This window comes from Paenibacillus sp. JNUCC 35 (genome assembly GCF_058269095.1).
Map to the genome: position 1 here is coordinate 5,095,851 of NZ_CM177771.1, position 24,522 is coordinate 5,120,372.

Annotated in this window: 20 protein-coding genes; 3 read left to right on the top strand and 17 right to left on the bottom strand. The window is 55.1% G+C overall.

Annotated features, from left to right (window positions below; all coding sequences use genetic code 11):
* Positions 1 to 177: 177 nt before the first annotated feature.
* The 11 genes from aroF to AC2TF6_RS23065 all read right to left on the bottom strand — a co-directional run bounded on the left by aroF (position 178) and on the right by AC2TF6_RS23065 (position 11,599).
* On the bottom strand, positions 178 to 1,221 hold the full coding sequence (gene aroF / locus AC2TF6_RS23015) for a 3-deoxy-7-phosphoheptulonate synthase (protein ID WP_491308663.1): 1,044 nt from the start codon (positions 1,219 to 1,221) through the stop codon (positions 178 to 180).
* Positions 1,222 to 1,413: 192 nt separating this feature from the next.
* Positions 1,414 to 1,968 carry a DUF2062 domain-containing protein gene (locus tag AC2TF6_RS23020; protein WP_009676104.1) on the bottom strand — a complete coding sequence of 185 codons (555 nt, stop codon included), beginning with the start codon at positions 1,966 to 1,968 and terminating at the stop codon, positions 1,414 to 1,416.
* 32 nt (positions 1,969 to 2,000) lie between these two features.
* Complete coding sequence (locus tag AC2TF6_RS23025) at positions 2,001 to 2,954, bottom strand: 4-hydroxy-3-methylbut-2-enyl diphosphate reductase (RefSeq protein WP_491308664.1); 954 nt, start codon at positions 2,952 to 2,954, stop codon at positions 2,001 to 2,003.
* Positions 2,955 to 2,999: 45 nt separating this feature from the next.
* The gene (locus tag AC2TF6_RS23030) at positions 3,000 to 4,520 is read right to left on the bottom strand and encodes a sensor histidine kinase (protein WP_491308665.1); all 1,521 of its coding nucleotides are present in this window, start codon (positions 4,518 to 4,520) and stop codon (positions 3,000 to 3,002) included.
* Positions 4,521 to 5,210, bottom strand: a complete 690-nt coding sequence (locus AC2TF6_RS23035) for a response regulator transcription factor (RefSeq protein WP_491308666.1) — start codon at positions 5,208 to 5,210, stop codon at positions 4,521 to 4,523.
* A 199-nt stretch (positions 5,211 to 5,409) separates the two neighbouring features.
* Positions 5,410 to 7,020, bottom strand: coding sequence for a S1C family serine protease (locus tag AC2TF6_RS23040; protein ID WP_491308667.1), 1,611 nt, complete (start codon positions 7,018 to 7,020; stop codon positions 5,410 to 5,412).
* 229 nt (positions 7,021 to 7,249) lie between these two features.
* A complete protein-coding gene (locus tag AC2TF6_RS23045; protein WP_491308668.1) occupies positions 7,250 to 7,663 on the bottom strand; it encodes a YugN family protein in 414 nt (137 codons plus the stop codon).
* Between the two features lie 318 nt (positions 7,664 to 7,981).
* Entirely contained in the window at positions 7,982 to 8,644 is a 663-nt protein-coding gene (locus AC2TF6_RS23050; RefSeq protein WP_218229095.1) for a response regulator, read from the bottom strand.
* On the bottom strand, positions 8,641 to 9,678 hold the full coding sequence (locus AC2TF6_RS23055) for a HAMP domain-containing sensor histidine kinase (RefSeq protein ID WP_491308669.1): 1,038 nt from the start codon (positions 9,676 to 9,678) through the stop codon (positions 8,641 to 8,643). Before AC2TF6_RS23055 ends, AC2TF6_RS23050 begins: the two co-directional genes overlap by 4 nt.
* Before the next feature lie 12 nt (positions 9,679 to 9,690).
* Complete coding sequence (liaF, locus tag AC2TF6_RS23060; protein WP_491308670.1) at positions 9,691 to 10,713, bottom strand: cell wall-active antibiotics response protein LiaF; 1,023 nt, start codon at positions 10,711 to 10,713, stop codon at positions 9,691 to 9,693.
* 184 nt (positions 10,714 to 10,897) lie between these two features.
* Positions 10,898 to 11,599, bottom strand: a complete 702-nt coding sequence (locus AC2TF6_RS23065) for a 3D domain-containing protein (RefSeq protein ID WP_454235321.1) — start codon at positions 11,597 to 11,599, stop codon at positions 10,898 to 10,900.
* A gap of 214 nt (positions 11,600 to 11,813) precedes the next feature.
* Between AC2TF6_RS23065 and AC2TF6_RS23070 the strand changes: the two genes are divergently transcribed.
* Entirely contained in the window at positions 11,814 to 13,310 is a 1,497-nt protein-coding gene (locus tag AC2TF6_RS23070; protein WP_218229093.1) for a mechanosensitive ion channel, read from the top strand.
* A 104-nt stretch (positions 13,311 to 13,414) separates the two neighbouring features.
* On the opposite strand, the gene AC2TF6_RS23075 is transcribed toward AC2TF6_RS23070, so the two are convergent.
* The 3 genes from AC2TF6_RS23075 to ytxC all read right to left on the bottom strand — a co-directional run bounded on the left by AC2TF6_RS23075 (position 13,415) and on the right by ytxC (position 17,777).
* Positions 13,415 to 14,275 (bottom strand): VOC family protein, encoded by an 861-nt coding sequence (locus tag AC2TF6_RS23075; protein WP_491308671.1) that lies wholly within the window; start codon positions 14,273 to 14,275, stop codon positions 13,415 to 13,417.
* 229 nt (positions 14,276 to 14,504) lie between these two features.
* Positions 14,505 to 16,439 carry a threonine--tRNA ligase gene (gene thrS, locus AC2TF6_RS23080; protein WP_491308672.1) on the bottom strand — a complete coding sequence of 645 codons (1,935 nt, stop codon included), beginning with the start codon at positions 16,437 to 16,439 and terminating at the stop codon, positions 14,505 to 14,507.
* A 363-nt stretch (positions 16,440 to 16,802) separates the two neighbouring features.
* A complete protein-coding gene (gene ytxC, locus AC2TF6_RS23085) occupies positions 16,803 to 17,777 on the bottom strand; it encodes a sporulation protein YtxC (RefSeq protein ID WP_491308673.1) in 975 nt (324 codons plus the stop codon).
* Positions 17,778 to 18,124: 347 nt separating this feature from the next.
* Between ytxC and AC2TF6_RS23090 the strand changes: the two genes are divergently transcribed.
* Both AC2TF6_RS23090 and AC2TF6_RS23095 read left to right on the top strand, forming a co-directional pair.
* The gene (locus AC2TF6_RS23090; RefSeq protein WP_009676132.1) at positions 18,125 to 18,826 is read left to right on the top strand and encodes a response regulator transcription factor; all 702 of its coding nucleotides are present in this window, start codon (positions 18,125 to 18,127) and stop codon (positions 18,824 to 18,826) included.
* Positions 18,816 to 20,663, top strand: coding sequence for a sensor histidine kinase (locus AC2TF6_RS23095; protein WP_491308674.1), 1,848 nt, complete (start codon positions 18,816 to 18,818; stop codon positions 20,661 to 20,663). Before AC2TF6_RS23090 ends, AC2TF6_RS23095 begins: the two co-directional genes overlap by 11 nt.
* A gap of 132 nt (positions 20,664 to 20,795) precedes the next feature.
* Here AC2TF6_RS23095 and mqnC read toward each other — a convergent pair whose 3' ends face one another.
* The 3 genes from mqnC to AC2TF6_RS23110 form a co-directional block, all read right to left on the bottom strand.
* A complete protein-coding gene (mqnC, locus tag AC2TF6_RS23100) occupies positions 20,796 to 21,929 on the bottom strand; it encodes a cyclic dehypoxanthinyl futalosine synthase (RefSeq protein WP_009676122.1) in 1,134 nt (377 codons plus the stop codon).
* A 269-nt stretch (positions 21,930 to 22,198) separates the two neighbouring features.
* Positions 22,199 to 23,356 carry a trans-sulfuration enzyme family protein gene (locus AC2TF6_RS23105; protein ID WP_009676217.1) on the bottom strand — a complete coding sequence of 386 codons (1,158 nt, stop codon included), beginning with the start codon at positions 23,354 to 23,356 and terminating at the stop codon, positions 22,199 to 22,201.
* Positions 23,353 to 24,522 (bottom strand): PLP-dependent transferase, encoded by a 1,170-nt coding sequence (locus AC2TF6_RS23110; protein ID WP_491308675.1) that lies wholly within the window; start codon positions 24,520 to 24,522, stop codon positions 23,353 to 23,355. The genes AC2TF6_RS23105 and AC2TF6_RS23110 overlap by 4 nt, the downstream gene beginning before the upstream one ends.

A 24,522-nucleotide genomic window follows, 5' to 3' on the forward strand; every position in this document is an offset into this window, starting at 1 on the left:
TTTCATTCGATCTTTTTTCATATTATATAGCGGCCGGAGAAATGTCGTCAATACTCATGTCAGGTATTTTTTTAAAGAATGTGAGGTAATGTTACATGAAAAACAAAAAAACCGGATTTCTCCGGTTTTCAAGCTGTTTCTGGGGGAATTTCGGGGATTTTGGGACAACCTGTCGGATTAGACAAGTACGGGGGTTTTGGCGGTATCGAATCTTTTGCCGCAAATCGGAGCCAGCTTCTCCAGATCTTGAAGCAGCTTGGCGAACTGGTCCGGGAACAGGGACTGGACGCCGTCTCCGGTCATCGAATTGTCCGGATCCGTATGCATTTCGATGATCAGGCCGTTCGCCCCGGCGGCCACGGAAGCCTTCGTCATCGGCTCGACCAGCTCGCGGCGCCCCGTTCCGTGACTCGGATCGGAGATGACCGGCAGATGGCTCAAGCTCTGAAGCACCGGAATCGCCGAAAGATCGAGCGTGTTGCGGGTATAAGTCTCGAATGTTCGGATTCCGCGTTCGCAGAGCATCACATTCGGATTGCCTCCCGCAAGGATGTACTCCGCCGCATTAAGGAATTCGTCGTACGTCGAGCTGAAGCCGCGCTTGAGCAGCACCGGCGTCTGGATCGAACCCAGCTTGCGCAGCAGATCGAAGTTCTGCATGTTGCGGGTGCCCACCTGCAGAATGTCGGCGTATTCCGCGCAGACATCCACGTATTCCGGCGTCATGACCTCCGTAATCGTCAGAAGACCGTGCTTGCGTCCGGCTTCCGCCATCATGACGAGCCCTTCCACGCCGACGCCCTGGAAGCTGTAAGGGCCCGTGCGCGGCTTGAAGGCGCCGCCCCGGAGCACTTGACCGCCCGCCGCCTTGACCAGGCGGGCGATTTCGTCGATCTGCTCGGGAGTCTCGACGGCGCATGGGCCGCCCATGACCACGAGCTGATCGCCGCCGATCTCCACATCCTTGATGCGGATGACCGTATCCGCCGGATGAAAGTCGCGGCTTGCCAGCTTGTAGGACTTCGAGATTTTGACCACCTGCTCGACTCCCTTCAGCTGGCGCAGCTGCTCGGCCAATACCGGATCGGCCTGCCCGATGATGCCGATAACCGTACGGTCTTCTCCGTGCGATACGTGCGCTTTTACTTCATGCTTCTCGATGATGTGTACGATTTCCTGAATACGCGCTTCTTCAACCTTATTTGAAAGAATGACGATCATTCCGCTCACGCTCCTGAATGTAGAATATTGGTTTGGTTGCCTTTTCACTTCAACGCTTGTTTGCTTTCAAGCTTTTTAGCTTCTACGCTTTTATCCGTTAAAGTAACTCGCTAAAATAATAATAACAGGCTTGACGATTATCCGTCAAGCCTGCATTTGTCTGTTTATCCTGTTAAGCCGCGAGGCCGTGCGTCAATCCGCGTCACCCGGAAGTCCGGAAGCCATAGCGTGCTGATGTTCCTTGCGCAGTCTGCGCCTGTCCTTGCGCCGGCTGGCATGGAGCCTCAGCAGAAGCATGATCGGGAAGTACATGATCAGGCCGAGAACGCCCCCGACGATCATTCCGCCTACGATCAGCTCCAGGCTTCCTTTCAGGACATTCGCAAGAAAAGCAGGAACGTGGTGGATCAGGTACTCCTTGAAGCCCGGAGGAACGACAAGGGAACCCACCGGTTTGTTAAAGAGGATCGCCATCGGCACGTAAATGATTTTACCGAACACGAACCCGATCAGCGCACCCGCAAAATTGCCCCGCAGCAGCCATACGAGGGGAAAAATAAGAAAAAAAGCCAGCCCGACCGTCGGAAGAGTGAACATCTCGACGGCCAGTCCGATGGAAAATCCGGTGGCGACCATTGAAGGCCCGCCCTTGGCGCGAAGCAGCAGAAGATATTTGTATTTAAACCAGCGACCCGTCTGTTTAAGATCAAACTTTTTCTTTCGGAGTGCCCCTTCACTATACTGCATGGTGCCTCATCCTATCCTGTAAATTAGGCCGGTTATTCGGCGGCAGCCTTTGTTTTGGCCATCGGGATCAATTTCTTCATATTCACGGTCCGTGTAACGCCCCATGTAGCCGGGTCAACCGGATCGAACTGCTCCAGATAAGCGATCGCTTCCTTAGTAATCGGAGTCGGCGTGGAAGCGCCGGAAGTGACGCCGACCGTACGGACACCCATCAGCCAATTCTTGTCGATTTCGGAAACGTCCGAAACCCGATATGCTTTGACGCCGGAGATTTCTTCCGACACCTGGGCCAGCCGGTTCGAATTGTTGCTTTTGGGGTCGCCGACCACGATAACTAGATCCGTCTCCTTCGCCTGCTCCGCAACCGCTTCCTGGCGGACCTGCGTCGCCAGACAAATCTCGTTGTGAATTTCAGCCGTCGGGAAACTCTCCAGCAGCTTCTTCATAATATGCTTGATGTCCCACTGGCTCATCGTCGTCTGATTGGTGATCAGAATTTTGGCCGAAGCGATATGGAGCTCCTCCGCGTCCGCCAGCGTCTCGATCAGATGGACGTGCTCGGGAGCGATACCGACGGCGCCTTCCGGCTCGGGATGGCCTTTCTTGCCGATATAAATAATCTCGTATCCTTCCGCCGTTTTCTCGCGGATCAGATCGTGTGTTTTCGTTACGTCCGGACAAGTTGCGTCAACGACCGTCAAGCCTTTCTCGCGTGCCTTGCGGCGGACTTCCGGCGAAACGCCGTGTGCCGTAAAAATAACGGTACCGCCCGTCACCTGCTCCAGAATTTCGAGCCGGTTGGGACCGTCCAGCGTAATAACCCCCTCGTCTTCGAAGAAACGGGTTACGTGCGAGTTATGAACAATCATACCGAGTATATAAATCGGCCGCGGCAGATCCAGATTCTTGGCGGTTTGCATTGCAAGCGCCATTGCATCCACCACGCCGTAACAATAGCCCCTTGGGGAAATTTTGACGACTTTCAACGAAAGCACCACCTTTTTTGTCGTTCGTACCTTCATTATAGCCGATCAGGAGACGGGAAGAAAGACAACGGGCAGCCAAATGATAAAGGTCGAGCCCTCTCCCTTGCGGGTTTTTACCTCAATGGAGCCCTTATGTTCGTCGATAATCCATTTCGCGATCGACAAGCCGAGTCCGGTGCCCGCCGTCTTTCCTCTGGAAACGTCCGCCCGGTAAAACCTGTCGAAAATATGCGGAACCTCTTCCTTGTCCATCCCGATCCCCGTGTCCGCAATACGCAGACCGATCTGATCCCCGGAGCGGAGCGCATCCAGCCGGACGCTGCCCTGCTCGGTGTATTTGAAGGCATTTTCGATAAAAATGAACAAAAGCTGCTGGACATAGTCTTTGTTGCCGACCACGACCACATCCGTCAGCGGGTCCAGGTCTCCCACTTCCCACTGCACCTGGCGCGGCAGAAACTGGGCGCGCCGGGCGACTTCCTCGACCAGCGGCCTCAGCTCAAGAGGCTGCCGCTGCATCTCGAAGCCGGCATCCGCCCGCGCCAGCGACAGCATGTCGTTGACGAGCCGGCTCATCCGGTGAGCTTCTCCGGCGATATCCTGCATCGCCTCGATGGACATCTCCATCTGCTCTTTGTCCTGGCCGCCGGCCTGTCCGCTTGTCAGCGTGCGGCTCCACATCTTCTCGAGCAGCTCCACATTGCCGCGAATCGTCGTCAGCGGCGTCCTCAGCTCGTGGGAAGCATCCGAGACGAACCGGCGCTGGGCGCGGTAAGCTTCCTCCAGCTCGCTGTATACGAGCTGGAGCCGGCCGAGCATGCCGTTGATCGTGACGGTGAGCCGACCGATCTCGTCTTCGGGCCCGTCGTACAGAATCCGCTTGTCGAGGTCCGTGCCCTTCTCGATCTGCTGCGTAGCCACGATGACCTGCTCAATCGGCCGCAGGGCCTTCCTCGCCAGGAACCAGCCGAGCGTTCCGGCGATCAGCACCGTCAGCATGGCGAGAATCGCCAGCGTATACTGGAGCAGGTTGAAAAAGTTCTCGTAGTAGTTGATGGTCGCTCCGACCTGAAGCACGCCCCGGGTCAGCTTATTCCCGGTTACCGGGTCGGTGATGTCGAACCCCCGGCTGACCAGAATAATCGGATAGGACTTGTCCATCACCTTCAAGTTCAGCCGCTCGACCACAAGCGAATCTTTGCCCCGCAGCTTCTGCTCCGCATTGTTTGTAATGGGCAGCGTCAGCTCCAGATTTTTAAGAACGGAAGACCGGTCGTGAATAACGGGGCCTTCCTTATCGTTCAAACTGGCAAGCTGAAGGAGCGTGTTTTCCGAAAACATGTCCACGTTGTCGAGCTCCAGCTTGATCGGAACCCTTCCCCGGATCGAGGGGGCGGCAAGCGGCTTGATCCGCTCGTACGTCTCCGTCCAAGTGCGGCCCAGTTGTTTTTCCAGATCGTTATAGATGTAAAAGGAAAGAAATAAATAGAGGCCGAAGCCGAACAGCAGCAGCGTAACCGACAAAATGCCGGAATACCACAGCGTCAGCCGGAGGCGGATAGACATCTAGCTCTCTCCTCTCAGCACATAACCGGCCCCGCGCACGGTTTGAATAATGCGCTTGTGGCCGTACTCCTCCGTTTTTTGCCGGAGCAGGGCAATGTACACTTCCAGCACATTCGATTCCCCGCTGTAATCGTAGCCCCATATTTTTTCCATGATGATGTCCCGGGAGAGAACCCGCTTCGGATTCTGCATAAACAGGTGCAGCAGGTCGAATTCCTTCGTCGTAAGCTCGATAAGCTGGCTCTCGCGGAACACCTCGCGCGTATCCATATCCAGCGTGACGTTGTCGTAGTGCAGCCGGTTCGTCGGCTGCTCGGCGCGTTCGTTCCGTCTGCGAAGCAGCACCCGCACGCGGGCCAGCAGCTCTTCCAGTGCGAATGGCTTGATGAGATAGTCGTCCGCTCCGAGATCAAGCCCCTTCACCCGGTCGGTGACTTCGTCTTTGGCTGTCAGCATGAGAATCGGCACGCCGCTTCCGCTTTCGCGGATTCGCCGGCAGACCTCCCACCCGTCCACGACGGGCATCATCACGTCCAGGATGACCAGATGGGGCTCCTGCTCGAGCATTTTTTTTAAGCCGTCGTTGCCGTTGTTGGCCGTTACGATCGTATAGCCCTCGAAGGCAAGGCTGCGCCGCAGCATGGACGTAATTTTCTCGTCGTCATCTATTACCAATATCGTTTCACGCATGAATGTTTTCACCCTTCTGTAGATGGATTCGGGCTGCAGGCAGCCTCGTGGGACGCTTTTACCCTCTATTGTATCAAATTCGGCGTTGGAGCAAAATCTCGGACGCTCTCCGCCCTTGAAGCACGACTAGCTGCCGAAAAAAAAGCAGAGAACGGCATCGCTGCCGTTCTCTGCTCCGCATGGTGCGGCAGTCCGACCGTTACTTCTTCTCGGTCGTATCCGCTGCGTTTTTGTCTCCGACGGTGACGTTGATTTCGACACGTTTGCCGTCACGCATCACGCCGATTTTGGCTTTGTCCCCCACTTTCAGGGCCTGGATCTTGGTCGTCACGTCCTGTGAATTCGTCACTTTCTGATCGTTCACGTCGACGATGACGTCATAGGGACGCATGCCTGCCTGGAAGGCCGGGCTCTTGCGCGTAACCTCGGCTACAATTGCGCCTTCGGCGTTTGGCAGCTTCAGCTCGCTGATCCATTCTTTATCCACGTTCTGAAGGCTCACGCCGATGAACGGAGCTTTCTCCTTCGGAATCGTCACGTTGTTCTTCAAGTTATCCAGAACGGTCGAGAAGGTGCTTTCCGAAATAGCGAACCCGATCCCCTGCGCCTGCGAGCTTACGGCCGTGTTGATCCCGATGACTTCGCCGTTCATATTGAGCAGCGGGCCGCCAGAGTTGCCGGGGTTAATGGACGCGTCCGTCTGCAGAAGATGCTTGTAGTTGCGCGTGCCCTGCTCATCCTGAATCGAGATCGGACGCTCCTTGGCGCTGAGCACGCCGACCGTTACCGTATGGTCGAATCCGTACGGGTTGCCGATCGCGACCACCCAGTCTCCTACGTTCAGGCTGTCCGCTTTACCGATCGGCAGAATCGGGAAGTCCTTGTCGCCTTCGATTTTCATCGCGGCCAGGTCAAGGTCGTAGCTGTTGCCCAGAAGCTTGGCGACGAACGGCTTGTCGTAGCCCTGAACGGTTACGCGGATTTCATCGGCTCCGTCGATTACATGCTCATTCGTCAGAATGTAGCCGCTTTTCTCGAAGATAAAGCCGGTTCCGCTGCCTGCCAGTTGAAGGGCGCCGTCGCTTTTGCCCGAACCGTTGTCCTGCTTCCCGGAGTCTCCCTGATCGCCGAAGAAGAACCGGTAGAAAGGATCGTTCATCTGGTTGCGCTGGGAGCTGCTTTTCGTCTTGACGTAAGATTCGATCTTAACGGTTGCCGGACTTGCCTGGGCGAAAATCTGGGCGATGTTGTCCGGACGGGCCGAGTCCAGCGAAACTTTGCTTGCGCTGCCCGCCGCTACCGTCTGAGAAGAATTAGGCTGCGCGCCCGGCAGGGTCATCGGCTGTTTGCCGGTGAACAGGTTCGTTTTGTCTGCCGCAAACATGAGCGTGCTCACGACGACCGCACCAGCCAGGAAAGCGGCAAATCCGCTGCGGAGGGACGAGCGCTTCTTGGCGGGTCCGCTGCCGTTCCAGCCTCCGCCCGGCTTAGAGGCGCCGTCTCTGCTGAAGGAGAAGGATCTTACCGGCTTCGGAGGCGTCACTTCCACAGGCGCCGAGCCTTCGCGGTTCGAGTAAGCCGTCGTGTCCGATTCGGTGTTGTGCGTTTCCTCGGTCATGCCCGTCTTGTGGGGACCGTAAGAGTAGTAGTAGGAAGGTTTCTCCTGCGCCGCCGCTTCCTCGCGCCCGGAGTCATATCCGGGTTCGTAGCCGGCCTCCCGTCTTTCCAGTTCACGCTCCCGGTCACGGTCGCGGTTTAAATCCGAATCGTTGCTGCGGTCAGGGCCGAATTCCTTTTTATAATCATCCATGGCAATTCCTCCATTTATAAAAGTTAGAAAAAAGAGTATAAAAAACGAAGGACGGTTGACATGAAGGCTTTTTTGTAATTCGTGTTGTTCACCGTCTCTGTACTTTTATAATGGACTTCCTTCCTTAAGCAAACCTTAAAATTCAATAAAATGGAGGTAAAAAAGCCGGCTCACCGGCCGGCATCGTGTCGATCTGGGTCCTTTTAACTAAAAACATGGAACGGGGCGCTCAGTGCAGCCATTTCCGCTCGACATCCCGCAGAAGTTTCTCCGCTTTTCCGATCCACTCGCTTTCGAGCTCGGCGTCCGGATCGAGCGGGGTCTGAAACTGGTTCACCAGCGCGGAAACCGTCATCATACGGGCTTCGGGATCGTTGCCTTCATTATAAACGTGCTTCAGCACGTAGGGCGCCCCGATTTTCACCATCGCATCGGTTTCGTCCGTATCGCCGTCCAGAGTCCCTTCCGTCACTTCAAAAGGGATACGCAGCCACACTTTGTGCGCCTCATCCAGATAACGGTCGAACGAACCGTGATCGTACTCCCAGTTCCCGCCTAATGTAAACTCGAACGTGTGCAAATAGTCCCGGACATTGTCGAACGCTTCTACCGTTTCCTGGAGTGAGGAATTCAAAGCTTTCACAAGGCAACCTCCTCTTCATCGCGCCGTTGAAAATGAACCCGCGCAGCAATAGGTTGCGTATTTCTGCCTTCTTTTATGAGCGGCTGGAAAAAGCGGAGCGGTGCAGGCACCGCAGTCCGGCCCGGACAGGAGAGCGGGGCCGCTGCCCGGCGGAACGGGCAAGATGGCTGGCCTCGTATTACGATCGGGACAGGCAAGGAGGCTGGGCCGCAGCCCGGCGGGCCGGCGGCCGCATAGTCCCCTCGGCCCGCCGGAAATCCTGCCGGGACAAGGCAAAACACCGGAACCGTCTCCGGTCCGGCGGTGCAGAAGTCCGCGTTAAGCCCCGGTACCGGCCCAGCCCTTGCGGTGAGCATAAATAGCCAGCTGGGTGCGATCGTCCAGTTCGCACTTCATGAGCAGGTTGCTCACGTGTGTCTTCACGGTCTTGATGCTGATATGCAGCGCCTCGGCGATTTCCTTGTTCGATTTGCCGTCCGAAATGAGAGAAAGCACCTCGCGCTCACGCGCCGTCAGCCCCTCGTCTTCCGTCTGCGCCGACCGCTGCCTAAGCCCGCGGGTCAGCGCCAGAGAGACCTCGGGGTTAAGAACCGGCATGCCGGCGGCGGCTCCCTTGACCGCATGGGCGAGCTGCTCCGAGGAGATGGTTTTGAGCACATAAGAGATCGCGCCCGCTTCAACCGCTTGGACGACCTTGTCTTCTTCCAGGAAACTGGTCAGCATGATGATTTTAATAGAAGGAAAACGCTGCGTAATTTCCCGGGTCGCCTCAATTCCGTTCATAACCGGCATGGTCAGATCCATGAGAATCACATCGGGAATACGTTCAGCGTCCAGCGCTCCGAGCTTGCGCAGCGCTTCTTCCCCGTTCGACGCTTCCTCCACGACGCTAAGCTCCTCATCGAGCATAATATACGTGCGCAGACCGACCCTCACCATATCGTGGTCGTCCACGACCATCACTTTTATTTGTTCTTTCACAACGAAGCTTCCCCTTTCGGCTCTTTCACAAATTTCGGTATCCGTACACGGACTGTCGTCCCGCTGCCCGATCCGCTGAGGACCTCGGCATCTCCGCCCAGCTTCTGCGCGCGTTCGCGCATCGTGGACAAGCCGTGGGAGGCGGACGAAATCGCGCTCCGCTCGAAGCCTTTTCCGTTGTCCGCCAGTTGGAGCACATATTGGCGCCCGGAGTCATGCAGCTGCAGCTCGATTTCCGTAGCGGAAGCATGCTTGACGACGTTGGCCATCCCCTCCTGGATAATCAGGAACAGCTGATGCTCGATCGCCTCGGAAATCGGCTGCTCCGTCTCTACATCCAGGCGGCCTTGAAGCTCATGGGCCCGGCAGTATTCCGGGAACCATTTCTCCAGCGCCTGCTCCAGCGTGCTGCCGTCCAGCTCGATCGGCCGCAGCTGGGAGATGAGCCCCCGCATCTGCTTCTGGGCATGGTGCGACATCTGGATCAGCTGCTCCATCAGCTGGCTGGCGACGTCGGGATTGTGTCCGATCACCTTCGGCAGAGAGGATGCCGACATGTGAATCGCGAAGAGCTCCTGGCTGACAGTATCGTGCAGATCCCGGGCCAGCCTCCGGCGCTCCTCGACTACCGCTGTCTCGACGGAGCCGCGCTCCATCACGGAGCGTTCCTCGCCCATTTCCTGCAGCAGCCGCGTCCGCTCTTCAAGCGCCCCCGCCATCTCGTTGAACGATTTGTAGACGGGATGGAAAGAATCGATGGGATCGATCTGTATCCGATCCTTCAAGTTGCCTTTCGCCAGCTGAAGCATGGCGATGTGCAGCACATCCACCTTGCGCTGGAAGGCGCGGGAGGCCACGAAACCGACCGCCTGCCCCAACAGCACGGCAAAAACGGCCAGGCCGAACTTCCACCCGCCGCCTGCCGTTTCCCAGGGCATATAGAGCTGCGAAAAGCCCAGGATGCCGAGGGTCAGAAGGCTGGAGGCCAGGAAATACAGCATGAGCTGCCATTTCATGCTCCACAGCTTTACCATGCGTCCGGCCTCCTAACCCATCTTCTTCACGACGATATCTCCGATGAACATCGATACGTGAAGATTGATTTTTTTGGCGCCTTCCTGGTAATAAGGCGTCCGGTAATTCATCGAGCGCATGATCCCATCCTCCCGCCGCTCCAGCACATTCATATCGCCGATAAGAGATGATGCGGTGACACTGATCTCGACGTCGAGATCGCTCGGGATGAATACCTTCACATCTCCGATAAATGCCGAGATGTTGATCCGCGTCTCTCCCATCGGGATACTCGCTTTTGTCAGATCCAGCGAGGTGTCGCCGATAAAGTGCGAGATGTTAAGAGGCGTCAATTCCCAGTAATCCTGTCCCAAGTACACATCCCCGATAAAACCCGACTTATTCTGGGGAGGGGCGTAGGAGTTCACATAGTGGTAGTCCGGCCCGGGTCGATAAGAACCTCCCCCCGGAGGCGGCGGTGGAGGCGGCGGTGCATAAGCGGATTCCCCACTTGCCTCACCGGCTTCCGGATAAACGCCATCGTTCTTCCAGTCGGATCTCCTGGCACGTCTCGCCTCGCGTCTGGAGATTTTCTCCTGCCATTTCCGCGCCTTCTCCTCCCACTTGTCCTCCAGTTTACGTTCCCAATCGCTTCCCCAATGCCCATGTCCATGCCCGTCCCGGCTTCCCCCGTATTCCGAATCGTGACGGTGGGAGCTTTTCCGGCCGAAAATCATTTTGATTCCGAAAATGATCAGCACAACCGGGATGAGAAACTGAAACATTTCTCCAAGAGAGTAAGGAGCCCATCCGAGATTACGGAGCTGGAAGATGCCTCCGATCAGAACCAGGATAAGCCCCCAGGCTCCGTCCTGCCTCCCCCTGTTAAAGAGCACGCTCATCAGTCCCGCGTATATCAGAATCAGCGGCCAAAAGGTCGAAATGAGCTCTCCGATGCTCAAGGTGATAAAACCGAGCTGTTTCAGAAAAAAAAGCAGGCCGAGCGCAATCAGGATAAAGCCTCCCGCCAATCTTCCCCATATAGAACCGTTCATGACTTATTCCCCCGTTGAATTTCGTTTTCCTGAATTAAGTGTACCTCTGTCCATCTTTTCTGAAAAGAGACAAAGGGTTGATTCCTTACTCGGTCCCGAGACCGAGAAAAAGCGCCTGCGGAAATCGCAGACGCTTCTTGTGCGGTACTTGCTTACTTACTTCTTGCGCGATATATGTGAATGTTTAGGCTTCAGGTGTATCGACAGGATTGTTTTTGAAAATTTCCTGTACGAGCTGGTTCCAGATCATCTGGGTCACTTTGCCTGTACCTTCTTTGACGACAAAGACATTGACTGTTTTCTTGCCCCATTCTTTGTAGATCTGGTCTTTCGTTTCGTAATAAAGGTCAATTTTTTTGCCTTTAATGGCCCCGCCCGTATCGGCTACAATTCCGTATCCGTAACCCGGTATATAAAGGACCGTTCCGATCGGGAACACTCTCGGGTCCGCCGCGATCGTCGACAGGGAATGCTCGTCCCGTTTGACCTTAATGCCGGATTTGGTAATGCCGTAATCCGGATGCCCCGGATTTTTGCCGGTCGATTCGATTCCCGAGTAATAGCCGGTCGCTACCACTTCTACCGCCTTGTACCGGGATAGATCCTGACTGGAATCGGGCATCAGCTTATAGCTGACTTTGCGTGACTGACCGGAAGCGGCTTGCGCGTCTGCGGTTCCGTTTTGAGACTGGACTGGCTTCTCGGGTGCTTCGGGTGTTTGGCGGGATGCCAATCCCGAAATCGCGGGAGCGATTTTTTTCTCGAGTGCCGCTGTATCTGTTAATCCTGTCAGACTTGTTTGATCTTGACCGCACAAGACAAGAGCGATGTTCAACATCATAACCATACTGAACCATTTGGTCGGATTGCTTGAATCAGGCAACATTTGTTCGATACCTCCCCCTACTATAAGAGTTTGTCCAATTTTAAAAGAGTTTAAACATTCTCCAATCTTTGCAAAGTAAGGTTTTCCCTGGAAGAAGAATTTTATGCACGCCATAATTCCTAGTTTTTTACAGGGTTTAACTTGCGGGGTGCCGGGTAAATAGGGTGGGAAATAAACTCCCATCACAACCTAATAAAGAAAGGCGGATGATCGAATGGACGTAAGGAATTGGGGCGAATGGAACTTTCTCATGATGAACGGAAATTCCATTTGGAGGCTCATTGGGGCCGTTCTTGTTCTGATCATTGGTTTATGGATAGCAGGCGCTGCTTCGAAAGCCGTCTATAAAGGACTTCTAAAGGCGAACGTGGATGCCCGCGGAAGAAAATTTTTCCCGCCGGACAGCTCCGTCAGCCGGATTGTGTCCAAGGTAGTCAAGTATTTCATTATTCTCGTCACACTTCTCGTCGTGCTTGAACTTCTGAATTTCACGAATGTGCTGAATCCGTTCGTCGGTTTCATCGCCATCATCACTTCTTACATACCTCACCTGCTGGCTGCGGCGCTGCTTGCGGCAGTCGCTCATATTCTCGGCTCTATGCTGAAAAGTGTGGTTTCCGGATTCTTCGGCTCTCATACGATTAAAAGCAAAATGCCGAACCTGGTGCATTACCGCGAAGTGGCCGGCAATATCGCCTATGCCATCGTGATCCTGCTCTTCGCGCCGAGCATTCTGTCCTCGCTTCAGATTCCGGCCATTTCCGTGCCGATCAGCGCGGTCATCAATATGGTCATCGGCTATCTGCCTCTGCTCGCAGGTGCGATTCTGCTTATCGTGCTGGGTCATTATGTGGCCAAGTTCGTGGCCAAGCTGGCTTCCACCCTCACGTCCTCGCTGAATCTTCAGCGCTGGATCGGAGCAGGCATGAACGTATCCCAATTCGTTTACAGCATCGTGTACTTCCTGATTCTGTTCCCAATCGCGGTACAAGCGCTTAACCTGCTGCAAATCGAATCCATCCGGGTTCCGGCTCAAGGCATTCTGAATCTCGTTATGGCCTGGATTCCGAAGATTCTCATTGCGGCGTTCCTGCTCTACATCGGCTACATTTTGGCCAAGATCGTCCGCAATCTTATCATTACGCTGCTTTCGCCGATGGATATCGACAGCAAGCTGAACAGCCTGATGCCGATGTTCCGCCGCAAAGCCGCCGATGCCGGCGCCGAAATGGGCGTGCCGGGCGGCGTAAATCCGGCCGCATCCGTTTCCGCTCTGCCTATCACGAAATGGATCGCGACTCTGATCGCCGTCTTCGTATTCGGTTTCTTCCTCGTCGAATCCACGAACGTGCTGGATCTGGAATTTATCTCCGCCACATTCGCCGCTCTGATGGTGATGCTGCCGAAATTTATTCTGATCGTCATCATCGTTCTGATCGGCATTATCCTGGCCGGTTTCGCTGAGCGCATGATTCGTCCCGGCAACCCGCTCAAAGGGTTTGTCCAGCCGGTTATCATCGTCCTGGCCGTCGTCATCGGTCTGACGGAAATCGGACTGGGTTCGGTCATTATCACATCCGGTTACATGGTCGTCATGGTCGCTCTCGGCGCCGCCTTTATTATCTCCGTCGGTATCGGCAGCATTCCGGCTGTCAAACGCTTCTGGGATAAGAAACAGAACAGCAAGGACCACGATAACATTTCCATGTAAGACGCAAAAAAAGCAAAAATCACCCTTCCGGATCGTTCCGGCAGGGTGATTTTTTTGCTGCCTGTTCTAGGTCGGCGAGCCAGTTGCCCGCCGATGCGCTCCCGCTAATTCCGCACGGTCAGCAGCACGCCGATTCCCGAAGGATCGGTCACGAGCCATCCGTCTTCCCGGGATACGGCGTCCACGCTTCCTTCCCGGAGGCGTGCCAGAACCCGCTCCAGCTCGCCGTTATCGGGAAGCACGACGGTAAACCAGCGGATTCCGGCGGCATTGGCGGGTGCGGGCGGCGCCCCTGCGCCTGCCCACGTGTTCAGCCCGATGTGGTGGTGGTAGCCTCCTGCCGCCACGAAGAGAGCCGCCGGTCCGAAGCGGAGCGTGATCTCAAATCCGAGCAGGCCGCAGTAGAACGCCTCCGCCGCCCGCAAATCGCTCACATGGAAATGAACGTGACCGATTTGAGTTCCCGCAGGCATTCCGCTCCACGGCTCCTCACCGGCAAGCTCCAGCAGGTTTTCCCAGTCCACCGGATCGGTCGCCATCACGTAATGGCCGTTCGCATCCTTCCGCCACGTCTCCCGGGGGCGGTCGGCATAAATTTCAATGCCGTTGCCGTCCGGATCGTCCAGATAGAGCGCCTCGCTCACGAGATGATCCCCCTGGCCGACCTCAATCCCGCTGCGGATCAGGCTGCGCAGCGCGAATCCCAGCTCTTTGCGGCCGGGCAGCAGAATGGCGAAGTGATACAGACCCGCATAGCCGCGCTTCGGCGCTTTAGCGGCACCGGGTATCTCTTCCAGAATAACAAGCGGCTTCTTGCCGTCAGCCGTCAGTTCGGCGAAAGCTCCGTCCCGTTTCAGCAGTTTAAGTCCGATCACGTCCTGGTAAAACGGAAGAGACCGGGCAAGACTGCCGACTTTAATATGCACATATCCGATTTCAGTTCGGGGGTCGATAACAGGCGTCATAACAGTCACCCTTCTTTCAATATTAGTTAGAAAACGCAGCGAACGAGACAAAATATATTTAGTTACTTTTTGTAAGTAATTATAGTTTAATTACTCGATAATGTCCAATGACAAAAAAACAGGGAGCCCTCTATTGAGGTTCCCCCTGTTTTTGCGGTTTTATAAACGCTATTTTCAGAAAACCGGCGCTGCGGCCGTATGGCTCCAAAGCGCTATAGCAGCCGCCTGCTTATCTGGACTTGTTCGCGACATCCTCTTGAATGAGGCCGACCACATGCGCCAGGCTGTGAACGCCCAGGTCGCCTTCGCCGCGTTTGCGGACGGACAAAGTGCCGGAGTTCATTTCGTTCTCGCCTACAACGAGCATGTACGGCGTCTTCTCCAGCTGTGCTTCGCGGATTTTGTAGCCGAGCTTCTCGTTGCGGTTGTCCGCTTCCGCGCGGATTCCGGCCGCAAGCAGCTTCTCCGTCACGTCATTGGCATACGCCTCGTAAGACGGCGATACCGGAATGACTTTGGCCTGCACCGGCATCAGCCAGGTCGGCAGGGCTCCGGCGTAGTTTTCCAGCAGGAACGCCGTCATCCGTTCCATCGTGGAAACGATGCCGCGATGGATAACGACCGGACGGTGCTTCTGGCCGTCTTCGCCGATATATTCAAGTTCGAAACGCTCCGGCAGCAGGAAGTCCAGCTGAACGGTGGAGAGCGTTTCTTCTTTCTTCAGCGCCGTACGAATCTGAACGTCCAGCTTCGGACCGTAGAAAGCCGCTTCCCCTTCCGCTTCGTAGAACGGCAGGTTCATTTCTTCCACAACCTCGCGGAGCATGCGCTGAGACATTTCCCACATCTCGTCGTTCGGGAAATATTTCTCCGTATCCTTCGGATCCCGGTAGGACAGACGGAAACGGTAATCCTTGATGCCGAAATCCTCGTACACATGACGGATCAGGTTGATGACGCGGGCGAACTCTTCCTTGATCTGATCGGGACGGCAGAAAATATGCGCGTCGTTCAGCGTCATCGCGCGTACGCGGTGCAGCCCGGTCAGTGCGCCGGACATCTCGTAGCGGTGCATCGTACCGAGCTCCGCAATACGGACCGGCAGCTCACGATAGCTGCGCATGTCGCTCTTGTACACCATCATGTGGTGCGGGCAGTTCATCGGACGGAGAACGAGTTCCTCGTTGTCCATAACCATTGTCGGGAACATGTCCTCTTGGTAGTGATCCCAGTGGCCGCTTGTTTTGTACAGCTCCACGTTAGCCAGTACCGGTGTATAGACGTGCTGATAGCCCAGGCGCTCTTCCAGATCGACAATGTAGCGCTCCATAATGCGGCGTACTTTGGCTCCGGCAGGAAGCCAGATCGGCAGTCCTTGGCCGACTTCTTTGGAGAACGTGAACATTTTCAGCTCGCGGCCCAACTTGCGGTGGTCGCGCTTCTTCGCTTCTTCAAGCAGATGGAGATGCTCGTCCAATTCCGCTTTCTTAGGGAATGCCGTTCCGTAGATGCGCTGAAGCATCTTGTTTTTGGAATCCCCGCGCCAGTATGCACCGGCAACGCTCAGCAGCTTGAAGGCCTTGATTTTGCCGGTGGAAGGCAGATGCGGTCCGCGGCAGAGGTCGAAAAACTCGCCCTGATCGTAAATGGTCAGCACGGAGTCTTCCGGCAGGTCGCGGATCAGCTCCAGCTTAAGCGGATCGCCGAGCTCCTCGAAAATCGCGATCGCTTCTTCGCGGCTGACCACACGGCGGACGATCGGCAGGTTTTCCTGAACGATCTTGGCCATTTCTTTCTCGATCTTCGTCAGATCTTCCGGCGTCAGCGGATTTTCGATATCGATATCGTAGTAGAATCCGTCTTCGATGACAGGTCCGATGCCGAGCTTCACGGCCCGCTCCCCATACAAGCGTTTGATCGCCTGGGCCATCAAGTGGGCGGTGCTGTGGCGCAGCACTTCGACTCCTTCTTCGGAATCAAGCGTTACGATTTTAAGCTCGGCATCCTCTTCGATCGGAGCGTTCAAATCGACCTGGCGGCCGTTCACTACGCCGATCACCGCATTTTTTCTGAGGCCGGTGGAAATGGATTCCGCTACCTGTTCAACCGTTGTACCCGGGGCGTATTCTTTCACGGAACCGTCCGGAAAAGTTAGTTTAATCATGATTCGTCAGCTCCCTAGCTCTATAAATTTCAAAAAAAGAGCGCAAAAAAGCACACACATCCCGAAAGGGACGAGTGCGCTCGACTCGTGGTTCCACCCTCATTCGATTCACCGCTTAGGTTTAAGCGGACGAATCCTCATTCAGCATCCGGTAACGGGAATGAATCGGCCAAGCTTACTTCCGGACCGGACGTCCTGCGTCCGCTCTTGTTCGGTTTCCGCTTTGCGGCTCTCGAAGGGGTAAACATGCCGTACATCTGCAGGGGATTTCAGCCGGGTCCCCATTCTCTGGCAGCAGTGTTACAAGCTGTTCGTATCTTCGGTCAAAGCCTTTGATTCCCTCATTATAAGCCTGCCGCGGAATCAGGTCAAGGGGGACGGAGACCCGCTGTCCGAGTTTCCCGCCAGCTTCGTGCGGCATATTCCGCAGTAGGAGCAGATAGTGGCGCGGGACTCGAAAATCTGCATAATCGTGCGGATAACGGGCAGATCCGGTTCCCGCGTGTGAATATAAATCGTCGCCGGCGATACCGAAATCAGCGTCGAGACGATCATATCTTCGAAGCTGATATCCTTCTCGATCATTTCCAGTGTAAAGGACGCTTCCATCTTACTGGTGTCGATCGGCTGCATATGTTCATCCAGAATCGTAAATTCGGCGCCTTCCTTATGTATCAAATGAGCTGCTGCCGTCTTCGTTTCCTGGATATAGACGAAATACTGGAGCAGAGAAATAAATTCCTGATACTGCTGGTCCATTACATATTCGTCGATGGCGTACTCGACGACCTCTTTCAGCTCGTCCATGTATTCCTGCAGCCGAAACGTAATGAAACCGGGCAAGTTTACGGACTGCCCTTCCTGCAGCAGAGCTTTCAAAGGCTCGCTGATCTTGCCCGACCGGAGCTTCATGCCGTCGATTGGCCCCCAGTCCAGGTAATCGTCCAGGCCGTATTCGCCCGCGGCGCTTCCTCCCTCTTCCTCTCCGTTCAGGAATTGGCGGCAGTAACGGCCGATTTTAGCCGCTTCTTCAGGATCTTTATAATGAAAGGTATTCACCAGCAGCTTCCGGATCAGCCTCTCTTCTTCACCCTCCACGATTTGTTCGGCGGCGGCCGCAGCCGCGGCTTCGATAACGGATTCGGGCTTCGGCTGATGCTTTTTACCGCCTATCGTTCCCTCTATCCGCAGCATCGTGCACTGTTCCAACGTGTCACGGACGACCCGGACCGGGTTTCCTTCCTGATTCAGAAGCGCTAGGCGGCTTTCTATCCGGCTTTGCAGCGCAGAAATATCAAATACGGCGGAATTGTTGAATACAAACTGTACGAAAGACATGGGCTCACTCCTTCCTGACGCTGAATTCCTTCTAAAAGTATATGGTCGGCCGGAGGCGGATATACAACCAACTCTTGACATGTCCAATGGCCGTTCAATTCGGGAAAATAAGGCCGATCTTAAACATTCCTTAAGAAATTCAGCGCGGTTTTGTTAAGAACAATCTCCTATAATAATCCCTATGAAAGCTTGTTGATGGAGGTGCCGCTCCCCGAATAACGGAATTGCCAACCCCTTGTTCCTGTGCTAACGTCACAATAGCTTGTTTTATACGAATGGAATAAAGGGAAAGCAGGGTCCGGTTACGCGGCGGCATCCGTTTTCCGGCATATAAAGGAGCGCAGGTTATGGGAAAAGAGACGATTCTGGTCGTGGACAATGAAAAAGAGATCGTGGAACTCATCCGTATTTATTTAACCAACGAGGGGTATGAAACGGTTTCGGCCGGGGACGGCCTGGAAGCCTTGGATGTGCTGAAAAGCCGGGAGGTCGATCTGATTATCCTCGACATTATGATGCCCCGTATGGATGGTGTCCAGGCGTGTCTGGAAATCCGGAAGGAGAAAAACATGCCCATCCTGATGCTCTCCGCAAAAAGCGAGGATATGGACAAAATCCTCGGATTAACCGCCGGGGCGGACGATTATTTAACGAAACCGTTTAATCCGCTCGAGTTGATGGCACGGGTGAAATCCCAACTGCGCCGGTATAAAAGATTAAACGCCCCCATGCCATCCGAAACGCTTTCAAACCGTATCGAGCTGGACGATCTGATCATTGATACGGCTACGCACGAAGTACATGTCGAGGGGCGGCCGGTCAAACTGACTCCCCGGGAATTTTCAATCCTGGAGCTGCTGGGGCGCAACCGGGGAATCGTGTTCAGTACGGAGCGCATTTATGAAACGGTCTGGAACACCCCGTACTTCGAATCGGATAACACCGTGATGGTGCACATCCGCAAAATCCGGGAAAAAGTGGAGACCAACCCGAGGCAGCCGAAATACATCAAAACCGTTTGGGGGGTAGGCTACAAAATTGAAACCTAATCGAAGCCGGATGTTCGGGAAGATATGGGGGCTACTGGTGCGCGGCATCGTTCGTCCCGTTATTTTGTGCAAGCAGAATGTAATGCGCAGCATACGAATGCAGCTTATTCTGGCGTTCGCTCTATGTATAGGGGTCGCGGCCGCGGCCGGGGGCCTGGTGTCCGAGCTTACTAAATCTTGGCGGACGGCAAGCAGCATCTCTTATATTCAGGACAAAGAGATTACGGAGAACCAGGTTCACCGCCTTGTGGAACGCATCGAACAGATTCAAAAGTACGGCGGCGACGCCGACAGGTATCCTGCCGCTAAAAAGGAGTCGGTCCAGAAGGAGTCGCCGGTCTCCGAACCGGAAGTCCAAGACCCGAAGGAGACCGGAGGTACCCGTACCGGTACGGGTATCGGCTCCGGACCGGATCATCAGGCGGACTCCGGAAGTTCTGGCTCTTCCACCGTGCCGAAATCGGCTGCCCCGTCTCCTATGCCGGAATCCGCCGTCCCGGATGGAACGGGTACGAACGGCAAAGCCGCTCCGGAGCCTGCCGGTCCAGGCGCAGCGGGAGCGGACAGCAAAAAAACGCCGACACCGGGCAAAGCCGACGAGCAGCCGGCGCCCTCCTTTTTTCCGGTAAATCCGGCGGATATTCAGTCTCTTCTGGACGACGAAGCCGACAGGCCCGGAAGAAAATCGCTCTATATTATCGACGCGGCCGGCAAGGTACTGTACCGAACAAAAGGAAGCGGAGAAAGCCGGTTCGATATCCCGCAGCTGATCGGCAGCGCCATGGATTCGGGAGGAACATTCCGGGAGAGTCGGGAAAACCGCGAGTTCACGTTCATGTACCCGATTACCCTGAACGGGGCCCAGTCGTATCTCGTAGCCAAGGCGATTCCGGAAGCTCAGATCTCTTATTACGAGCAGGATACCTCTCTTCCCCTGATCGCCGGGATCGCTACCTTCCTGGGACTCTTCTATTGGATCACCCGGCGAAAAATGCAGATTATCGAAGAAATGGCGCAGGGTCTTGTTCAAATGTCCCAAGGTAATCTCGCCCACCGGGTTCCCGAAAGAAGCCGTGACGAGCTCGGCGTGCTCGCCGGACATATGAATTCCATGGCTTTCGATCTTCAGCATTCTCTGGAAGAAGAGCGCAAATCCCAGCGGCTGAAAAACGAATTGATCACCAATGTTTCCCACGATCTCCGCACGCCGCTTACGCTCATCATCGGTTACCTCCGGCTTTTGAAGGACAAGGATTATAGAGACGAGGAGCAAGCGGCGAATTATATGCAAATCGCTTACGGGCGTGCGGAAAAACTTAAAATTCTCATTGACGAGCTGTTCGAATTCAGCCGGATGACGAACGAGGGCGTGCCGCTCGCCAAAAAATCGGTCTGCGTAAACGACCTGATCTATCAGCTTTCGGAGGAATATATCACGATCGCGGAACAGAACGGCCTCACCCTCCGCCTCGTTCTCCCGCCTTTGCGGCTGTTCGTCTCCATGGACCCGGATCAGATGATCCGCGTCTTCGAAAACCTGCTTACGAATGCGGTCAAATACAGCCCCAAACCAAGCACCATCGAGGTGATCGTCCAGGAAGAAGGCCACGACGTCAAAGTGACGGTGATCAACGAAAGTGATCTTACGGAAACAGCGGAGCTTGATCGCCTGTTTGACCGGTTTTACCGGATGGATGCCGCACGTTCCTCGGATACAGGCGGCTCCGGGCTAGGCCTTGCCATCGCCCGCAGCATCGTCGAAGCTCATGACGGCCGCATTTGGGCGGAGAGCCGCGGCAAATCGATCATGTTCCATGTGAAACTTCGCCGGTATTAAGTACCGCCTATTTCTAAAGGATCGACTTCATTGCCAGGCTCCACTGAAACACAAAGAAACCCGGAAGACCGTTGTAGACGGCTTCCGGGTTCCTTTGCTTTTATGAAAAAGGGAAATCTATGTTAGATACGATTAGTTCTGCATAATGAAATCTTTTTCAACGACCGAGTTCTCATCGTACACGCGGAGAATCTCATACTTCGTATTGCGCTGGGCAGGGATCTTGCCTGCGGCACGGATCATTTCCAGCGTGGAGGAAATGTTCACTTTATGGGTAGTCCCCGCAGCCGAAACGACATTCTCTTCGATCATGGTGCTTCCGAAGTCATTGCAGCCGTAATGCAGCGACTGGCGGCCGATTTCGGGGCCCATCGTTACCCAGGAAGACTGGAAGTTCGGAATATTGTCGAGCATGATGCGGGAAATGGCCAGCATCTTCAGATATTCTTCCGGCTTCGTTTTCTCTACGCGCAAATTCGTGTTGTCCGGCTGTACCGGCCACAGGATGAAGGCCAGGAAGCCCAGCGAATCGTAGCCGTTCTGGATGCACTTATCCTGCGCTTCTCTCACGCGGAGCAGGTGCATGGCGCGCTCTTCCATCGTCTCGCCGAAACCGTAAACCATCGTCGCCGATGTATTCATGCCCAGACGGTGAGCCGTTTCCATGGCATCCATCCAGTCGCGCCAGGAGCCTTTTTTCTTGGAAATTTTCATACGGATGCGGTCGTCCAAAATTTCCGCGCCTCCGCCAGGCAGAGAATCCAGTCCGGCGTCGCGCAGTTGACGGATCACTTCTTCCAGCGACAGGCCGTCCGACACATCTTTCATCTTCCAGATTTCCGCCGGAGAGAAAGAATGCATCGTAATATCGAAGCGCTGTTTGATCTCGCGCAGCAAATCCGTATAGTAGCTGAACGGCAAATCCGGATTCGTGCCGCCCTGCATCAGAATCTCGGTTCCGCCTACATCCAGCGTCTCCTGGATTTTGCGGAAAATATCTTCATTGGTAAGTACGTATCCTTCCGTAGAACCGGGAGCTCTATAGAATGCACAAAATCTGCAATAAACGTCACAAACGTTCGTGTAGTTGATGTTGCGGCCTACTACAAACGTGGTGATCGGTTCAGGATGGTGCTTCAGCATAATTTGGTTAGCGACATGACCCATTTTCTCGATCTGGTCGGATTCGAGCAGTGTGACACACTCCTCCAGATCAATTCGTCCGCCTGCAAGGGATTTATCCAAAATGCGGTCGATCGGATTCATGGCATTCACTCCTTTCTGACTTCCGCACACGAATTTAGGTATGAATTCGCGGCTCACGATATACTATGTGAAAAAAGTTACATGTATAAAAAAACATTATCACCATTGTAACATAACGCCCCAAATCCGGCTACGGGAAAAATAGGCCTTTCGGCTATCTTTCGTACTTGATTTCGGTAAAAAAGAAAAAGCAAGCGAAGCGGCACCCGTTTCATCCGAACGGAATATACCCACTTGCGCTTGCTTCTTTCGAGCCCTCAGACAGCCGCTTATCCCTGCAGATGAGATAAAGCCGCGTCCAGGTCCGCAATTATATCGTCGATGTCTTCCAGACCGACGGAATACCGCACGAGCCCGTCCGTAATTCCCCGCTCCAGCCGCACCTCGCGCGACATCGCGGCATGGGACATCATCGCCGGATAGGACAAGATGCTCTCGACCGCGCCCAGAGAAACGGCGACCAGCGGGATCTTGACCTCGCTTAGAAGCTTCCTGGCGCGCTCGCCCCCGTTCACGTCGAACGAGACGACGGCGCCGTAGCCGCTCGACTGCTTCTCGTGAATCTCGCGGCCCGGATGGTCCGGCAGCCCCGGATAGTACACGGCCCCGACCGCCGGATGACTGTCCAGCCATTCGGCCAGGCGGCGGGCGTTCTGCTCGGAGCCTTCCATGCGCACCTTGAGCGTCTTCATGCCGCGCATAAGCAGCCAGCTGTCCTGCGGGCCGAGCACGTTGCCTAGGCCGTTCTGGATCTGCTTCATGCGGCGGCCGAGACTCTCGTTAGCCACCACGGCCAGGCCGGCCAGCACGTCGCTGTGACCGCTCAGGAACTTCGTGGCGCTGTGCAGCACGATATCGACGCCTTGCTCGATCGGACGCTGATAGTACGGCGTCATAAAAGAGTTGTCGAGCATCGTAAGCAGCCCGTTTTCTTTCGCCCACGCGCAGATGACCGCGATATCCGTAATCTTCAGCGTCGGATTGGACGGCGTCTCCAAGAAGACCGCCTTCGTGTTCGGCTTCAGCGCCGCCTTGACCTTCTCCGGATCCGTCATATCGACGAACGTCGTCTCAATATTCATCCGGGTCAGAATCGCGGTAAGCAGCCTGTACGTTCCGCCGTACACATCCTCCGTACAAATTACATGGTCGCCGCTCGACAGCAGGAAGAAGGCCGATGAAATGGCCGCCATCCCGGAAGCGAACGCGAATCCCCGCGCTCCGCCTTCCAGCAGAGCGATATAGTCTTCCAGCGCCTGACGGGTCGGATTGCCCGAACGGGAATAATCGAACTCCGGCGGATTATCCAGCGAGAAATGGTGAAAGGTAGATGCCTGATAGATCGGAACGCTGGAAGCGCCCGTCGTTTTATCGATTTCTCCACCGAAGTGGATGATTTTCGTGCCTAGTTTTTTGTCGGTACTCACGCCTGTTTGTCTCCTTCCACCTCTGCCTGTGCCTGTTCGAGCGCCTGCGCCAGGTCGGTAATAAGATCGTCCACATGTTCGATGCCGACCGAAAAACGCAGCAGCCGGTCGTCGACGCCTACTTTTTCCCGGATTTCCAGAGGAATATCGGCGTGCGTCTGAACAGCCGGGTACGTCATAAGCGACTCCACTCCGCCCAGGCTTTCCGCGAACGCAATAAGTTTAACGTGCCTCAGAATCGGCTCCACTAAACGCGCATCCGTTACTTTAAAGGAGAAAATTCCCGTGTTGCCGGACGACTGCCTGTTCTGGATCGCATATCCCGGATGGGATTCGAGCGCCGGATAGTATACATCCGTTACAAGCGGATGCCACTGCAAATAACGGGCGATCGCCGTTGCGTTATGTTCATGCCGTTCCATGCGCAGAGCGAGCGTTTTCATCCCTCTCATGAGCAGCCAGCTGTCCTGCGGGCCGAGCACGGCGCCGATGGAATTGTGCAGGAACGCCATTTGTTCCGAAAGCTCCTGCCCCTTGGTCACGATCAGACCGGCCAGCACATCATTGTGGCCGCCCAAATATTTGCTCGCGCTGTGGATGACGATATCCGCGCCAAGCTCGATGGGACGCTGCAGATAAGGAGTGAGCAGCGTATTGTCCACGATGGAGAGAAGCTGTTTACTCTTGGCCCAGCCGCAGACGAGCTTCAAGTCCGTGACCATCATGAGCGGATTTGTCGGCGTTTCGATCAGAATCGCTTTCGTGTTCGGACGACAGGCTTCTTCCAGCGCTTCGACGTCATTGGTGTCCACATAGGAAGCGCTCACGCCGAAGCGGGACATGATCTGCTCCAGCAGGCGGTATGTACCGCCGTAAAGGTCCAGAGATACAATCAGATGGTCCCCCTGGCTGAACAGCGTGAAAATGGTCTGCAGCGCCGCCATGCCGGAGGAACAGGCAAAGCCGGCGTCTCCGGATTCCAGATCGGCAATCGCGTCCTCCAGCACACTGCGGGTCGGACTTTTCGTGCGGGCATAATCGAATCCGGTGCTTTCTCCAAGACGCGGATGGCGGAACGCCGTTGCCTGGTACACAGGGAAGCTCACCGCTCCGGTCACAGGTTCGGAAACCGAACCGATTTGGGCCAATCGACTTTCGATGTTCAT

Excerpts from the sequence above, each read along its gene's own strand:
- aroF (WP_491308663.1), bottom strand. The coding sequence starts at position 1,221 with ATGATCGTCATTCTTTCAAATAAGGTTGAAGAAGCGCGTATTCAGGAA.
- AC2TF6_RS23020 (WP_009676104.1), bottom strand. The coding sequence starts at position 1,968 with ATGCAGTATAGTGAAGGGGCACTCCGAAAGAAAAAGTTTGATCTTAAA.
- AC2TF6_RS23030 (WP_491308665.1), bottom strand. The coding sequence starts at position 4,520 with ATGTCTATCCGCCTCCGGCTGACGCTGTGGTATTCCGGCATTTTGTCG.
- AC2TF6_RS23035 (WP_491308666.1), bottom strand. The coding sequence starts at position 5,210 with ATGCGTGAAACGATATTGGTAATAGATGACGACGAGAAAATTACGTCC.
- AC2TF6_RS23040 (WP_491308667.1), bottom strand. The coding sequence starts at position 7,020 with ATGGATGATTATAAAAAGGAATTCGGCCCTGACCGCAGCAACGATTCG.
- AC2TF6_RS23055 (WP_491308669.1), bottom strand. The coding sequence starts at position 9,678 with ATGGTAAAGCTGTGGAGCATGAAATGGCAGCTCATGCTGTATTTCCTG.
- liaF (WP_491308670.1), bottom strand. The coding sequence starts at position 10,713 with ATGAACGGTTCTATATGGGGAAGATTGGCGGGAGGCTTTATCCTGATT.
- AC2TF6_RS23065 (WP_454235321.1), bottom strand. The coding sequence starts at position 11,599 with ATGTTGCCTGATTCAAGCAATCCGACCAAATGGTTCAGTATGGTTATG.
- AC2TF6_RS23070 (WP_218229093.1), top strand. The coding sequence starts at position 11,814 with ATGGACGTAAGGAATTGGGGCGAATGGAACTTTCTCATGATGAACGGA.
- AC2TF6_RS23075 (WP_491308671.1), bottom strand. The coding sequence starts at position 14,275 with ATGACGCCTGTTATCGACCCCCGAACTGAAATCGGATATGTGCATATT.
- thrS (WP_491308672.1), bottom strand. The coding sequence starts at position 16,439 with ATGATTAAACTAACTTTTCCGGACGGTTCCGTGAAAGAATACGCCCCG.
- ytxC (WP_491308673.1), bottom strand. The coding sequence starts at position 17,777 with ATGTCTTTCGTACAGTTTGTATTCAACAATTCCGCCGTATTTGATATT.
- AC2TF6_RS23090 (WP_009676132.1), top strand. The coding sequence starts at position 18,125 with ATGGGAAAAGAGACGATTCTGGTCGTGGACAATGAAAAAGAGATCGTG.
- mqnC (WP_009676122.1), bottom strand. The coding sequence starts at position 21,929 with ATGAATCCGATCGACCGCATTTTGGATAAATCCCTTGCAGGCGGACGA.
- AC2TF6_RS23110 (WP_491308675.1), bottom strand. The coding sequence starts at position 24,522 with ATGAACATCGAAAGTCGATTGGCCCAAATCGGTTCGGTTTCCGAACCT.